The 14,661-nt window shown below is 71.0% G+C and carries 15 protein-coding genes and 1 riboswitch; of the genes, 5 read left to right on the top strand and 10 right to left on the bottom strand.

Annotated elements, in window-relative coordinates; genetic code table 11:
* Window positions 1–176 precede the first annotated feature (176 nt).
* From QSK26_RS26575 to QSK26_RS26565, 3 genes are read left to right on the top strand one after another with little or no spacing between them, the layout of a single operon-like run.
* Window positions 177–1,220 (top strand): SAM-dependent methyltransferase, encoded by a 1,044-nt coding sequence (locus QSK26_RS26575; protein WP_352244391.1) that lies wholly within the window; start codon window positions 177–179, stop codon window positions 1,218–1,220.
* 58 nt (window positions 1,221–1,278) lie between these two features.
* Entirely contained in the window at window positions 1,279–1,761 is a 483-nt protein-coding gene (locus QSK26_RS26570) for a cation:proton antiporter regulatory subunit (RefSeq protein WP_285777973.1), read from the top strand.
* Between the two features lie 8 nt (window positions 1,762–1,769).
* A complete protein-coding gene (locus QSK26_RS26565; RefSeq protein ID WP_285777972.1) occupies window positions 1,770–2,930 on the top strand; it encodes a cation:proton antiporter in 1,161 nt (386 codons plus the stop codon).
* 208 nt (window positions 2,931–3,138) lie between these two features.
* Here QSK26_RS26565 and QSK26_RS26560 read toward each other — a convergent pair whose 3' ends face one another.
* Window positions 3,139–4,338 carry a cytochrome P450 gene (locus QSK26_RS26560; protein ID WP_285777971.1) on the bottom strand — a complete coding sequence of 400 codons (1,200 nt, stop codon included), beginning with the start codon at window positions 4,336–4,338 and terminating at the stop codon, window positions 3,139–3,141.
* Window positions 4,339–4,415: 77 nt separating this feature from the next.
* A riboswitch (SAM riboswitch) is annotated at window positions 4,416–4,531 on the top strand.
* Window positions 4,532–4,712: 181 nt separating this feature from the next.
* Here QSK26_RS26560 and QSK26_RS26555 point away from each other — a divergent pair.
* Window positions 4,713–5,933, top strand: a complete 1,221-nt coding sequence (locus tag QSK26_RS26555) for an aminotransferase class V-fold PLP-dependent enzyme (RefSeq protein ID WP_285777997.1) — start codon at window positions 4,713–4,715, stop codon at window positions 5,931–5,933.
* A 17-nt stretch (window positions 5,934–5,950) separates the two neighbouring features.
* Window positions 5,951–7,111, top strand: a complete 1,161-nt coding sequence (locus tag QSK26_RS26550) for an NADH-quinone oxidoreductase subunit D (RefSeq protein ID WP_285777970.1) — start codon at window positions 5,951–5,953, stop codon at window positions 7,109–7,111.
* Window positions 7,112–7,115: 4 nt separating this feature from the next.
* On the opposite strand, the gene QSK26_RS26545 is transcribed toward QSK26_RS26550, so the two are convergent.
* The 9 genes from QSK26_RS26545 to tilS all read right to left on the bottom strand — a co-directional run bounded on the left by QSK26_RS26545 (window position 7,116) and on the right by tilS (window position 14,660).
* A complete protein-coding gene (locus QSK26_RS26545; protein ID WP_285777969.1) occupies window positions 7,116–7,577 on the bottom strand; it encodes a DUF3180 domain-containing protein in 462 nt (153 codons plus the stop codon).
* Window positions 7,574–8,074, bottom strand: a complete 501-nt coding sequence (gene folK / locus QSK26_RS26540; protein WP_285777968.1) for a 2-amino-4-hydroxy-6-hydroxymethyldihydropteridine diphosphokinase — start codon at window positions 8,072–8,074, stop codon at window positions 7,574–7,576. The genes QSK26_RS26545 and folK overlap by 4 nt, the downstream gene beginning before the upstream one ends.
* Before the next feature lie 89 nt (window positions 8,075–8,163).
* The gene (gene folB / locus QSK26_RS26535) at window positions 8,164–8,532 is read right to left on the bottom strand and encodes a dihydroneopterin aldolase (RefSeq protein ID WP_285777996.1); all 369 of its coding nucleotides are present in this window, start codon (window positions 8,530–8,532) and stop codon (window positions 8,164–8,166) included.
* A gap of 8 nt (window positions 8,533–8,540) precedes the next feature.
* A complete protein-coding gene (locus QSK26_RS26530) occupies window positions 8,541–8,981 on the bottom strand; it encodes a nuclear transport factor 2 family protein (protein ID WP_285777967.1) in 441 nt (146 codons plus the stop codon).
* A complete protein-coding gene (folP, locus tag QSK26_RS26525) occupies window positions 8,978–9,832 on the bottom strand; it encodes a dihydropteroate synthase (RefSeq protein ID WP_502888749.1) in 855 nt (284 codons plus the stop codon). The genes QSK26_RS26530 and folP overlap by 4 nt, the downstream gene beginning before the upstream one ends.
* A 230-nt stretch (window positions 9,833–10,062) precedes the next feature.
* Window positions 10,063–10,650 (bottom strand): GTP cyclohydrolase I FolE, encoded by a 588-nt coding sequence (folE, locus tag QSK26_RS26520; RefSeq protein WP_285777966.1) that lies wholly within the window; start codon window positions 10,648–10,650, stop codon window positions 10,063–10,065.
* Window positions 10,651–10,654: 4 nt separating this feature from the next.
* Complete coding sequence (gene ftsH, locus QSK26_RS26515; protein WP_285777965.1) at window positions 10,655–12,631, bottom strand: ATP-dependent zinc metalloprotease FtsH; 1,977 nt, start codon at window positions 12,629–12,631, stop codon at window positions 10,655–10,657.
* Window positions 12,632–13,007: 376 nt separating this feature from the next.
* Window positions 13,008–13,568: a hypoxanthine phosphoribosyltransferase gene (gene hpt / locus QSK26_RS26510; RefSeq protein WP_285777964.1), complete on the bottom strand. Its 561-nt coding sequence runs from the start codon at window positions 13,566–13,568 to the stop codon at window positions 13,008–13,010.
* A gap of 72 nt (window positions 13,569–13,640) precedes the next feature.
* A complete protein-coding gene (tilS, locus tag QSK26_RS26505) occupies window positions 13,641–14,660 on the bottom strand; it encodes a tRNA lysidine(34) synthetase TilS (RefSeq protein WP_285777963.1) in 1,020 nt (339 codons plus the stop codon).
* Window position 14,661 lies beyond the last annotated feature (1 nt).

Here is a 14,661-nt window from a genome sequence, read left to right as displayed (position 1 = left end):
TCGCGCCCCCGCACCAGGCGCCGGACGCTGCTGACCATGCCCCGGGGAGACGGCCGGACCGAGCCCGATGGGGGAACGGGCCGGGACGGCGATGCGACTCCCTACGCACAGTGACGTTAGCGCAAAGCGATGACAGATCGCAGTAATGCGATGACTCCGCGTGTCACGGTTGCGCCATGATGATGTGGATCGACGACGAACACCCGGGCAAGGCCGGGGAGATAGCGTCTGATGTCGTGTGGCTCACCTGGCGCGCCGCCATGCAGCGGGCACTTTACGGCGAGAGCGGCTTCTATCTGCGCGAGCGCCCTTCCAGTCATTTCCGCACCTCGGTCAGCGCCTCACCGGTCTTCGCCGAGGCGATCCTGCGCGTCCTCACCGAGGTGGACGCCCGGCTCGGCCGTCCCGGGCGGCTCGACCTGGTGGACATGGGCGCCGGGGAGGGCACCCTGGTCGCCGGCGTGCTCGGCCGGGCGCCCGCCGAACTGCGCGGACGGCTGCGGGTCACCGGCGTCGACCTCGCTCCCCGGCCCGCCGGCCTGCCCGCGGAGATCTCCTGGTCCGCCGCCCCGCCGGAGTCGATCACCGGCCTGGTGGTCGCCAACGAGTGGCTGGACAACGTGCCGCTGGACATCGCCGAGCAGACCGCGCGCGGGCCGCGCCTGGTGCTGGTGGACCCGGCGACCGGCAGGGAACGGCCGGGACCGGAGCCGGCCGAGGCCGACCTGGCGTGGCTGGACCGCTGGTGGCCGCTCACCAAGATCGGCCGGCGCGCGGAGATCGGCCGGCGCGCGGAGATCGGCCGGTCCCGCGACGAAGCCTGGGCCGACGTCGTGCGCCGCCTGGAGCGCGGCAGAGCCATCGCCGTCGACTATGCACACCCTGTGGACGACCGTCCCGGCTGCGGCACGCTCAGCGGCTACCGGGACGGCGCGATCGTCGCCGCCGTGCCCGACGGGTCCTGCGACATCACCGCGCACGTCGCGCTCGACGCCTGCGCGGCGGCGGTGGAGGCGGTCCGTGAGACCTCCACCACCCTGACCACTCAGCGGGAGGCGCTGCGGCTGCTCGGGATCTCCGGTGCGCGGCCCGAGGTGGAACTCGCGCACAAAGATCCGCGCGGCTATCTGCGCGCCCTCTCCCGCGCCTCCCAGGAAGGCGAATTGATCGATTCTTCCGGCCTTGGTGGCTTCGGATGGCTTTGCCAGGACGTCGGATGAACCAGCCGCTATACCCTGTAGATACCAATAGGCGGTATCTAATGAGGTGACACGCGTGGTGGACATCGAACAAACGGCTCTTCCCGGAATAGGACTCAAACACGAGTTCACCACCCGGTCGGGCCGTAGGGTCGGTGTCGTCAGCCACCGCACCGGGCGGCGAGACCTGGTGATCTACGACGTCTCCGACCCGGACCGGGCGTGCGAGGCCGTCAAGCTCAACGACGAGGAGGCGGAAGCCCTCGTCGAGTTGCTCGGCGCACCGCGCATCGTGCAGCGGCTCAACGCCCTGCACAGCCAGGTCGAGGGTCTGGTCAGCCTGCAGCTCCCCATCGGGCCCGGCTCGCCGTACGTGGGCCGGCCGATGGGCGACGCGCGGGTGCGGACCCGGACGGGCGCCTCGATCGTGGCCGTCGTGCGCGGCGGGCAGGTCATCACCAGCCCGACCCCGGACTTCGGCCTGGCCGCCGGTGACGTGATCGTCGTCGTGGGCGGACAGGACAGCACAGAAGCCGTGGCCGATATCCTGGCCGACGGGTAGGCCGATCCTTGCACAGCACCGCGATACTTTTTCTCGAGTTCGGCTTCGTCATTCTCGGCCTCGGCGTGCTCGGCGCCATGGCCCTCCGCTTCGGCATCTCCCCCATCCCCCTCTACCTCCTCGCCGGCCTCGCCTTCGGACAGGGCGGCATCGTGCCGCTGGCCGACAGCGAGGAGTTCATCTCGGTGGGCGCCGAACTCGGCGTCATCCTGCTGCTGCTCACACTGGGGCTGGAGTACAACGCCGACGAACTGGTGAGCAGCCTGCGCGGCAACCTGCGCGGCGGGCTCGTCGACCTCGTCCTCAACGCGGCGCCCGGCGCGATCGCCGCCCTGCTGCTCGGCTGGGGCCCGGTCGCCGCCGTGGCGATGGCCGGCGTCACCTACGCCACCTCCTCCGGCATCACCGCCAAGGTGCTGTCCGATCTGGGATGGATAGGCAACCGGGAGACACCCGTCGTCCTGTCGCTGCTGGTCTTCGAAGACCTCACGATGGCGCTCTACCTGCCCGTCCTCACCGCCCTGCTGGCCGGGCTCAGCCTGCTCAACGGGGCCATCACGGTGGCGATCGCGCTCGGCACGGTCAGCGTGGTGCTGCTCGTCGCCCTGCGCTTCGGGCGGTTCATCGAGGCGTTCGTGCGCAGTCCCAACTCCGAGGTGCTGCTGCTCAAGGTGGTCGGGCTGGCGCTGGTCGTGGCCGGGCTCGCCCAGCAGCTCCAGGTCTCCGCGGCCGTCGGCGCCTTCCTCGTCGGCATCGCCGTGTCCGGCGAACTGGCCGAGGACGCGCGGGCGTTGCTCACCCCGATCCGGGATCTGTTCGCCGCCGTGTTCTTCGTCTTCTTCGGGTTACAGACCGATCCCCGGGCCATCCTCCCGGTGGCCGGGCTGGCCGCGGCCCTCGCCCTGGTCAGCATGATCACCAAGCTGCTCGCCGGCGCGTACGCCGCCCGCCGGGCCGGCATCGCGAAGGCGGGCCAGGCGCGGGCGGGCATCGCCATGATCCCGCGCGGCGAGTTCAACATCGTCATCGCCGGCCTGGCCGTCGGCGCCGGCGCCCATCCCGACCTCGGCCCCCTCGCCGCCGCCTACGTCCTCATCCTCGCGGCCTTCGGCCCCCTGGCCGCCCGCCTCGTCCAGCCCTTCATCACCGCGATCGCCAAACGCGCCTGACCTCCGCGACGCCCTCCGGGCGCCGCGCCGGGGGGAAGGGGGGCGGCGAGCCCTCCCGCACCGTACGCGAGCCTGCTTCGGAAAGCCCCCGCGGCGCCCGTCAGGGTGCCGCGGGAGAGCCTGTACCCCCGCGGCGCCCGTCAGGGTCGTGAGGGAGCCCGCCTCGGAAGACCCGCCCGCGGCGCCGGTCAGGGTGCCGTGGGCGGGGTCAGACGGAGACCTTCAGGGAGGTGAGGCCGCGGATGACGTAGTTGGGCTTCCAGGTGGGTTCCTCGTCCAGGGTGAGGCCGGGGGCGGCCCGCAGCAGGGCGCCGAAGGACTCGATGAGCTCGATGCGGGCGAGCGGGGCGCCCAGGCAGAAGTGGATGCCCGCCCCGAAGGAGATGTGCGGGTTCTCGGGGCGGGAGAGGTTCAGGGTCGCGGGGTCGTCGAAGACCGCGTCGTCGTGGTTGGCCGAACCGAAGAGCAGGGCCACCTCGACCCCGCGCGGGATGTGCACGCCGCCGACCGTGATGTCCTCCAGCACCCAGCGCTCGAAGAGCTGCAACGGCGTGTCGTAGCGCATCAGCTCCTCCACGGCGGTGGGCAGCAGCGAGTGGTCGGCGCGCAGCCTGGCCAGCTCCCCGGGGTTGCGGAAGAGCGACCACCAGCCGTTCCCCGTGACGTTGACGGTGGCCTCGTGCCCGGCGTTCAGCAGGAGCACGCAGGTGCCGATCAGCTCGTCCTCGGTGAGCCGGTCGCCCTCGTCCACGACCTGCGTGAGCGCGCTGATGAGGTCGTCCCCCGGCGCGTCCCTGCGGGACCTGGACAGGTCACGCAGGTAGCCGGAGAACTCCTCGGCCGCGCGCACCGCCTTGAGCTGCGCCTCCATCGACGGGTTGAGCTCGTACATCCCGCAGATGTCGGCCGACCAGGGACGCAGCAGGTGCCGGTCCTCCTCGGGGACGCCGAGCATCTCGGCGATCACCGTGACCGGAAGCGGCTCGGCCACGTCGGCGAGCAGGTCGCCGCCGCCGCGTTCCACCAGGTCCTCGGCCAGCCCGGTGGCGATCCGCCGGATCCTCGGCCGCAGCGACTCGACCATGCGCGGCGTGAACGCCTTGGACACGAGCCGCCGCAGCCGGGTGTGCACCGGCGGCTCGACGTCGAGCATCCCGGTCCTGGTGACCCGCCAGAACGGCTCCTGGAAGTCCGGCTCGGGCTGCCTGCCGTACTCCTCGTGGCCGGCGACGTGCAGGTAGGAACGGCCGAGGCGGCGGTCCCGCAGCAGCGCGTTGACGTCGGCGTGCCTGGCCACCAGCCACTGGCCGGTCGGCTCGAAGAACGTGACCGGGGTGGACGCGCGCATCTCGGCGTAGACATCGTAGGGATGAGCGACGAACTTCTGGTCCCAGGGGTCGAATCGCACAGGGTCATCGTAAACGGATGGGCGTTTACCTCCCGGTTTGCGGTCGGGGGCGGCCGGTCGGTTATAGTGCGGGCGTAGGTCATGAGTGCCAGCGCCAAGCCCCGGCTCGCTGGCCGGCAACCCTCGCGTCCGCGGCGGGGTGCCCCGGGTGAGGACCTGGTCCGTCGCAGAAAGCGCCGGGCAAGCGCGGGCTCCGGTCATGATGACGCCGAGGCGGGGGTCCGACGACCTTCAGGAGGCCGGCGTTGTCCCTGCTCACGATCCTCTCCCCCAGCACCCCCAGCACCCCTCGCACCTCTGGCACCCCCGACGCACCCGGCGCACCGGAGACGACGGTCCCCGCCCAGGCCGCCGCGAACCCGGTCCGGTCCGTCATCCCCCAGGTGCTCGGCGCCGACCTTGAGGTCCCGGTCAGGGGCGGCCGGCTGGTGCCGTACGCGAACCTCGACTACGCGGCCAGCGCGCCGTGTCTCGTGCCGGTGGGCGAGGCCGTCGCCGCCGCGCTCCCGGCGTACTCCAGCGTGCACCGCGGCGCGGGCTACGCCTCCCAGCTCACCACCTCCCGGTACGAGCAGGCCAGGCACACCGTGCGCGCGTTCGTCGGCGGCCGGACCGACGACGCCGTGGTCTTCACCCGCAACACCACCGACGCCACCAACCTGCTGGCCCGCTGCCTGCCGCCGGGCACCACCGTCGTCGCCTTCGACACCGAGCACCACGCCTCCCTGCTCCCCTGGCCCGATGCCGTACGGCTGGCGCCGCCCGCCTTCCCCGGCGAGGCCGTGCGCGCGGCGGACGACGCGCTCTCCGGCATCGACGGCCCGAAGCTGCTGGTGGTGACCGCCGCCTCCAACGTCACCGGGGAGCTGTGGCCGATCGCCGCGCTCGCGCACATCGCGCACCGGCACGGCGCCCGCATCCTGGTGGACGCGGCGCAGCTCGTCCCGCACCGCAGGCTCAACCTCACCGCGCTCGACCTGGACTACGTCGCCTTCTCCGGGCACAAGCTGTACGCGCCCTTCGGCGCGGGCGCGCTGGTCGGCCGCGCCGACTGGCTCGCCCGCGCGGAACCCTACCTGCGCGGCGGCGGCGCCTCGAAGTCCGTCGCCGCCGCCGGCGGAAGCACCGAGTGGAGCGACGACCCCGAACAGCGGCACGAGGCGGGCACCCCGAACGTGCTGGGCGCCATCGCGCTGGCCGCCGCCTGCGACGCCCTGTCCGCGACCGGCTGGACGCCCCTCGTCCGCGAGGAGGAGCGCCTGCTCGCCCGGCTGCGCGCCGGGCTCGCCTCCATCGACGGCGTCCGCGAACTGTCGCTGTGGGGGCCGGACCATCCCCGGGTCGGCATCGTCTCCTTCACCGTGGCGGGCCGGCGGGCGCGCGAGGTGGCCGAGGCGCTGTCGTCGGGGTACGGCATCGGCGTGCGCGACGGGCGGTTCTGCGCGCACCCGTTCGTCGGCCACCTGCTGGACGCGGCGGGCGGCTGCGCGGACGGCTCGGCGGGAGCCGTACGGGCCTCCATCGGCGTCGGCACCACCGAGGAGCACGTGGACCGGCTCGTCGCCGCCCTCCGCGACCTTGCCACCTCGCCCTGACGTGACAGCATGACGGTATGACCGAGCACGAACCCCGCGAGCGCATCGTCGGCATCGGCACCGGCGTCAAGGAGCTGGCCACCGAGGACATGGTCCTCAACATCGGCCCGCAGCACCCCTCGACGCACGGCGTGCTGCGGCTGCGGCTCACGCTCGACGGGGAGCGGATCAGCTCGGCCGAACCGATCATCGGCTATATGCACAGGGGCGCGGAGAAGCTCTTCGAGGTGCGCGACTACCGGCAGATCATCGTGCTGGCCAACCGGCACGACTGGCTGTCCGCGTTCGCCAACGAGCTGGGCGTGGTGATCGCGGTCGAGCGCATGCTCGGCATGGAGACGCCGGTCAGGGCGGTGTGGGCGCGCACCCTGCTGGCCGAGCTCAACCGGGTGCTCAGCCACCTGATGTTCCTCGGCTCCTACCCGCTGGAGCTCGGCGCGATCACCCCGGTGTTCTACGCCTTCAGGGAGCGCGAGACGCTCCAGGCGGTCATGGAGGAGATCTCCGGCGGCCGCATGCACTACATGTTCAACCGGGTCGGCGGGCTGAAGGAGGATCTGCCCGCCGGCTGGCTGTCCCGCACCGCCCAGGCGGTCGCCGACGTACGGCGCCGCCTGCCCGACATCGAGAACCTGCTGCTGGGCAACGACATCTTCCTCGCCCGCACCAGGGGCATCGGCGTGCTCGACCGCGACACGATCATGCAGTACGGCGTGAGCGGGCCGATCGCCCGCGCCTCCGGCGTCGACTTCGACCTGCGCCGCGACGAGCCCTACCTCGCCTACGGGGAGCTGCCCGTCAAGGTCGCGACCCGTACGGCCGGCGACTGCCACGCGCGGTTCCAGGTGCTCTTCGAGCAGGTCAAGATCTCCCTCGACCTCGCCGACGCCTGCCTGGAGCGGCTCCGCGAGCTGCCGCCGGGACCGATCAACCAGCGCCTGCCCAAGGTGCTCAAGGTGCCCGAGGGCCACACCTACGCGTGGACCGAGAGCCCGCTCGGCGTCAACGGCTACTACCTGGTCTCCCGCGGGGAGAAGACGCCGTGGCGGCTCAAGCTGCGCTCGGCGTCCTTCAACAACATCCAGGTGCTGCGCGAGATGCTGCCCGGCCACCTGGTCGCCGACATGATCGCGATCCTCGGGTCGATGTTCTTCGTGGTCGGGGACATCGACAAGTGACGGCTCAGCCGTCGTCGCGGTGGTTGTCCTCGTCGCCCTTGGGAATGCGGCAGCAGTATTCCAGATAGAGGGCGGCGCAGATCAGCACCACGCAGGCCAGCAGGGAGCCGCCGGCGACGAAGAAGTCCTGCTGCGGGGTGGCCTGGTCCAGCCGGTCGCTGACGTAGAGGACGAACCCGGCGAAGATCCCGCCGAAGACGGCTCCCGCGTGCGACGACGCCTTGGCCAGCGCGGCGAGCCTCGCCACGGCGAGCGGCTCCACCGGCTTGGTGTCGTCCCTGCGCTCGATCCTGGCCCGGGTCATCCAGCCGCTGTAGCCCTCGCCGACGGCGAGCAGCAGCACGGTCGGGATCGCGGTCCACGGCAGCGACGGCAGGTCGGAGTAGAAGGAGCGCAGCAGAACCCAGGTCAGCACGGCGAAGCCGACGATGAGGGCGACCAGCACCAGGGGGCGGGTGGTCTTCACATCGGCACCTGTAGCGTGCGCTCCGCCCTCTCCCGCACTCCCGAGGTGTCCAGCCCGGCGAGCAGGCCGGCCACCGGGCCGTACCCGGGCAGCGCCGCCTCCGGATCGGCCGCGGACCACGGCACCAGCACGAAGGCCCGCTCGTGCGCGCGCGGATGGGGCAGCGTCAGCTCCGGGTCGCCGAGGACCAGATCGCCGAGCGCGATCAGGTCGACGTCGAGGGTGCGCGGTCCCCAGTGCTCCCGCCGCTCGCGGCCGAAGGCGCGCTCCACGCCCTGCGCCCGCTCCAGCAGGGTGTGCGGGTCGAGCGTGGTCTCGCCGATCACCACCGCGTTGAGATAGGGACCCTGCTCGGGGCCGCCCACCGGATCGGTCTCATAGACCGGGGACACGGCCACGAACCGCAGCCCCGGCGCGTCGAACAACGCGTCCACGGCGCCCTGGAGCGTGTCGAAACGCCGGCCCAGATTGCTCCCCAGTGCGATAACCGCCTTCACCTGCCGACCACCGCCAAGACAATCTCCTCCACGTCGCCGTCCCACCGGTCAACAAACCAGGTGCCTGCTCCGCATCCCATCGAGGCCGGTCATTTCGCCGGACGGCGCCGGGTGATCGTGACGGACACGTCGCTGAACGGGACGGGGATGGGCGCGGCCGGCTTGTGCACGGTCACCTCGGCCGCCTCGACCTGCTCACCGGCCAGGCAGACGTCGGCCAGCCGCTGCGCCAGCGTCTCGATCAGCGCCACCGGCTCGCCCGACACCACCTCGGCCAGCCGCACGGCCAGCGAGCCGTAGTCGACGGTCTTGGCCAAGTCGTCACCCGCGGCGGCCGGGGCCGTGTCGAGGAACAGCGTCACGTCGACGACGAACTCCTGCCCCAGCACCCGCTCGGCGTCGAGAGCGCCGTGGAACCCGCGGGCGCGCAGCCCGGTCAGCCGGATCGTGTCGGCCACCTCGGAGATCACTCGGGCTCCTCGTCCTCGGCGTCGTCCTCACCCTGCAGGACCGGGGAGCCGTGGTGCATCCACAGCCGCCAGCCCTCGGTGGTCCTGATGAACGTGTTGCTGGCCACGACCTTGCCCGCCGCGAAACTCGCCTCGCCCGCGTCGCCCGCGGTCAGGATGTTCTCGGCGCAGGTCAGGACGGCGACGTCACCGAACACCGTGACCTGGACGTCGGTCAGCACGAACTGGATGTAGGGCGTGTTGGCCATGATCAGCGCCCAGGAACGGAGCACCTCGCCCCGGCCGGTGAGCATCGGCCAGCCCGGATGCACGCAGCTCACCTGCTGGCCGTCGATGTCGAGGGCCCAGATCTCGGTCATCTTGTCGAGATCGGCTTCCTCGATCGCGGTGTAGAACGTCTGGTTGGCCGTCTCCACCGCCGCCGTGTCGACGCTCATCTGCCTCCTCCACGCGTCCACGCGGCGGCCACCCTGACCGCATCCGCGTTGGGGCCGACCTGGTGCACCCGGACGCACCAGGCGCCTGCCTGGGCCGCGAGCGCGGTCACGGCCGCCGTCGCGTCGTCGCTGTGACTGAACGGGCGCGGTGTGCCGTCGGGAGCGGCCAGGAGCCGGCCGAGGAACCGCTTTCTGGACGCGCCGATGAGCAGCGGATAGCCGAGGGCGGCCAGCCGGTCCAGGCGGGCCAGCAGCTCCCAGTTGTGCTCGCCCTGTTTGGCGAAGCCGAGCCCCGGGTCGAGCACGATCTGGCTCTCCGCGACCCCTTCGGCGAGCACGAGGTCAACCCGCTTGGCGAGCTCCTCGCGCACCTCGGTCACGACGTCGGTGTAGATCGCGCGGCTCTGCATGTCGTGGCTGTGGCCGCGCCAGTGCATCACGACGTAGGGCACCCCGGTGGCCGCGACGACCCTGGGCATCGCGGGGTCGGCGAGGCCGCCGCTCACGTCGTTGACCAGCCGGGCGCCCGCCGCCACGGCGGCCTCGGCGACCTCGGCGCGCATGGTGTCGACGCTGACGGTCACCCTCTCGGCGACCAGCGCCCTGATCACCGGCGTCACCCTGGCCAGCTCTTCCTCCAGCGACACCCTGGCCGCTCCCGGGCGGGTGGACTCGCCGCCCACGTCGACGATGTCGGCCCCCTGACGGACGAGCTCCAGGCCGTGCCGCACCGCGGCGTCCTCGTCGAACCACTGGCCGCCGTCGGAGAACGAGTCGGGCGTGACGTTGACCACGCCCATGACCAGGCACCGCTCCTCGGCGGGCATTCCCGGCACGCTCCACGTGGTCATGCCGACAAGCCTAGGTGTTCCCCGTCACCGAGCGGAGCGACGGGTGGGCCTTGGGGATAACGAATTGAACGCCTTCCCCAACGAGACGCCAAGCGAAGTCACTTGGACCCACTTCCACCTGCGATGTCCGGCTTTACCCTCCCGGTCACGCATCGTAACGTCCCGGGAAAACGCGACAGGGCCGCCACGTGTTACGCGGCGGCCCTGTCGATACGGGTGTGCCCCCCGGGTCAGCGGCCCAGGATGAGGGACATCGCCTCGGCGCGGGTCTTGTCGCTGTCCCGGAAGCTGCCGCGGACGGCCGAGGTGATCGTCTTGGCTCCGGGCTTGCGGACCCCGCGCATCGTCATGCAGAGGTGCTCGCACTCGATCACCACGATGACCCCGCGCGGCTCCAGCACGTGCATCAGGGCGTCGGCGATCTGGGAGGTCATCCGCTCCTGGACCTGCGGGCGCCTCGCGTAGACGTCGACCAGCCTGGCCAGCTTGGACAGGCCGGTGATCTGCCCCTTCTCGTTGGGGATGTAGCCGACGGCGGCCACGCCGTGGAAGGGCACGAGGTGGTGCTCGCAGGTCGAGTAGACCTCGATGTCCCGCACCAGCACCATCTCGTCGTGGTCGGCGTCGAAGACGGTGGTCAGCACGTCTTCCGGAGCCTGCCGCAGCCCTGCGAACTGCTCGGCGTAGGCACGGGCGACCCGGGCCGGGGTGTCCAGCAGGCCGTCTCGGTCCGGGTCCTCACCGATCGCGATCAGGATCTCGCGAACGGCCTTTTCGATCCGGACCGAGTCAACCGTGAAATCGTTGGTGCCACTCACTTCGTCAGTTTCCGTCCCGCGGCACGACGTCGTGCGGCTCCTTGCCGGTGCCCGGAGGCAGGGCGCCGTTGCCGTTCTGTTCCTTGCGGGTCAGCACGGGCGGGCGGTCGGAGGGGAGCCGCTTGCCATATCCCGAGTAGGACGGGCGGTGCTCCTTGACGACCACCGGAGCGAAGATCCGGAGCACGTGCTCACGCGAGAGCGTCTCCTTCTCCATCAGCTCCAGCACCAGGTTGTCCAGCACGTCGCGGTACTGGACGAGGATCTCCCAGGCGGTGTCGTGCGAGCTCTCGATGAGGCGGCGGACCTCCTCGTCGATCGCGGAGGCGATCTTCTCGGAGTAGTCGCGCTCGTGGCCCATCTCACGGCCGAGGAAGACCTCGCCGTTGCCGCTGCCGAACTTACGGGCGCCGAGCTGCTCGCTCATGCCGTACTCGGTGACCATGCGGCGGGCGATGGAGGTGGCCTTCTCGATGTCGTTGGAGGCGCCCGTGGTGGGCTCGTGGAACACGAGCTCCTCCGCGGTGCGCCCGCCCAGCAGCATCGCGAGCTGGTCCATCATCTCCGAGCGGGTGGCGAGGAACTTGTCCTCCATCGGCAGCGTCATCGTGTAACCGAGGGCGCGGCCGCGCGACAGGATCGTGATCTTGTGCACCGGGTCGGAGTTGGGCAGCGCGTGGGCCACCAGGGCGTGGCCGCCCTCGTGGTAGGCGATGATCTTCTTTTCCTGGTCCGACATGACCCGGGTCTTGCGCTCGGGGCCGGCCATCACCCGGTCAATGGACTCCTCAAGGGTGTCCATCGTGATGAGCTTCTGGTCGGCCCGGGCGGTGAGCAGGGCCGCCTCGTTGATCACGTTGGCCAGGTCGGCGCCGGTGAAGCCGGGCGTCCGGCGGGCGATGACGTCGAGGTCGACACCCTCGGCGAACGGCTTGCCGCGGCCGTGCACCCGCAGGATGCCCTTGCGGCCCTCCAGGTCGGGACGGTCGACGGTCACCTGACGGTCGAACCGGCCGGGACGCAGCAGCGCCGGGTCCAGGATGTCGGGCCGGTTGGTCGCCGCGATCAGGATCACGCCGCCCTTGACGTCGAAGCCGTCCATCTCGACGAGGAGCTGGTTCAGGGTCTGCTCGCGCTCGTCGTGACCGCCGCCCAGACCGGCGCCACGGTGCCGGCCGACCGCGTCGATCTCGTCGATGAAGATGATCGCCGGGGCGTTGGCCTTGGCCTGCTCGAACAGGTCGCGGACCCGGGAGGCACCGACGCCGACGAACATCTCGACGAAGTCGGAGCCGGAGATCGAGTAGAAGGGCACCCCGGCCTCACCGGCGACCGCCCTGGCGAGCAGGGTCTTGCCGGTGCCGGGCGGGCCGTAGAGCAGCACGCCCTTGGGGATCTTGGCGCCGATCGCCTGGAACTTGGCCGGGGCCTGGAGGAACTCCTTGATCTCCTGGAGCTCCTCGATGGCCTCGTCGGCGCCCGCGACGTCGGCGAAGGTGGTCTTCGGGGTGTCCTTGGTGATGAGCTTGGCCTTCGACTTGCCGAAGTTCATCACCCGGGAGCCGCCGCCCTGCATCTGGTTCATGATGAACAGGAAGAGCAGCACGACGAAGATGATCGGCAGGAAGCTGACCAGCAGCCCGAGGAGGAAGTTCTCCTTCGGGACCTCGACCGTGTAGCCCTTGGGCAGCCGGTTGGCCGCCTGGGCCTGCTGGAGCTGGTCGGCGAGCTGCACGCCCTGCCCCGACACCCACGAGGAGTAGTAGCGCTGGCCCTGGGTCGTGGTTATCTCGATGCGCTGGTCTTTGTCAATGATCTTGGCGTTGGAGACCCGGCCCTCATTGATCCATCGCACCACGTCGGACGTGTCCGCCCGCGTGAAGTTGCTGTCGCCGTTCCACAGGGTGGTGGCGAGGAGAAGCAGCACGACGATGCCCAGGATCCACAGGAGTGGCCCACGTGTAAATCTCTTGAGATCCATCCGATGCGGAACCCCGACGGGCCCGTCCCTTCCTGACCATGGCCTGGCCCCCGGGGGTCAAGCCGGGCGAGTCGGCTCCGCCGCCCACCTCGTGACCGTGCGTGACGGTCGCGCCGTGGCCGGCTCGGCTCCCTCCCCCACCCGGGGTCGCGGCATCCCTAGCCGCTCCAACTGACTACCCGAGGGCGACCTGCTAGTCACCCTCGTGAAGTCTGAAGGTACACCGGAGCGCACGGCAGGGTCACCGCCGAACGTACCGGTCTTGCCCTACCAACGTACGTCAGGCATGACGATGTTCCCGGCGGGTGCAGAGGAATGTACGGGTTTCAAGGGTTCGCTTCGCCCAGGGCGTACTTTTGCGCGCGCCGGAAGGCGCTTACTCGCCTCCTCCGTACACGTGTGGCGCGAGAGTGCCGATGAAGGGCAGGTTGCGGTAACGCTCCGCGAAGTCGAGCCCGTAACCGATCACGAACTCGTTCGGGATGTCGAAGCCCACGTACTTCACGTCGATCGGCACCTTGATCGCGTCGGGCTTGCGCAGGGCCGCGCAGATCTCGACCGAGGCGGGGTTGCGCGACCTGAGGTTGTGCACGAGCCAGGACAGCGTCAGCCCGGAGTCGATGATGTCCTCGACGACCAGCACGTGCCGGCCCGCGATGTCGGTGTCGAGGTCCTTCAGCACGCGCACGACGCCCGAGGACCTCGTGCCCGCCCCGTAGGACGACACCGCCATCCAGTCCATCTGCACCGGTATGTGCAGCGCCCTCGCCAGGTCGGCCATGACCATGACCGCCCCCTTGAGTACGCCGACGATCAGCAGGTCCTTGCCCGCGTAATCCGCGTCGATCTTCCCGGCAAGTTCTTTGATCTTGGCCTGGAGCTCGTCCTCGGGGATGAGGACCTTCTCCAGATCGTTGCCCATGTCGGCTGCGTCCACCTGGGGTGTTCCTTCGCGTGGGTGTTGCACTGGATGTGACCAGATATCACGTGGCTCCGGTGATGACCGCTTTCATCCGGTCACTCTGGCGAGTATCAGGGTGCCATACCGGCGGACGGCGGCCACGCCACCTGGCAGATCCGCTCCCCTTTGCCCGCGCCACTCCGTCACCAAACGGTCTACCTGCAGGATGTGCGCCGCCGCCAGTGTCCCGGCGGGCGCCCCGGCGGTGATCGCCGCACGCCGCAGCACCCGGCGCCGCACGGCATCGGGAAGATCGGCCAGCGCCGGTACGGCCAGCGCGACGCCCTCCTGGAACTCCCGTTGTTCGCTAAAGGCGAAATCCTGCCGGGCCGTCGCATAGGCCGCGTCCGCCCAGGAGTCGAGCGCGTCCGCGTCCTCCCGGCACTGCCGCGCCGTACGGGCCAGCGCCTCGGCGATCCCCGGGCCGAGCTCCTCCTCCAGCGCCGGCAGCAGCCGGCGGCGGACCCGCACCCGGGCGTAACGCGGGTCCGTGTTGTGCGGATCGTCCCACGGCTTGAGGTCCAGGGCCGCGCACGCCGCCCTGGTCGTGTCCCGGGTCAGCGCCAGCAGCGGCCTGCGGTAACGGCCGCCCTCGCCGCCCACCTCGGGCATGCCCGCCAGTGAGCGGGTGCCGCTGCCCCTGGCCAGCCGGAGCAGCACGGTCTCCGCCTGGTCGTCCAGCGTGTGGCCGAGCAGCACGACGGCGGCGCCGAGCCGGACGGCGGCCTCGTCGAGCGCGGCGTAACGCGCCTGCCTTGCCGCGGCCTCCGGCCCGCCCTCGCGGCCCACCTCGACCGTGAGCACCTCGGCCGGTTCGAGGCCGAGACCGGGCGCGAGCCCGGCCACCTCGGCGGCCCGCAGCGCCGAACCCTCCTGGAGCCCGTGGTCCACGGTCACCAGCCCCGCGCGCAGCCCGGCGCGCGGCGCGACGAACCCGAGCCCGGCGGCCAGCGCCAGCGAGTCGGCCCCGCCGCTGCACGCGACCAGGACCAGGGCATCCGGCGGCAGTCCGGCGAGGACCGAGCGCACGGCCCGGCGGACCTCGGCGACGGCCGGATGCGGACCCACG

The sequence above is a fragment of the Microtetraspora sp. NBRC 13810 genome, from assembly GCF_030268685.1.
Classification (GTDB): Bacteria; Actinomycetota; Actinomycetes; order Streptosporangiales; family Streptosporangiaceae; genus BSRQ01.
This window is presented reverse-complemented; position numbering and strand designations above follow the sequence as displayed.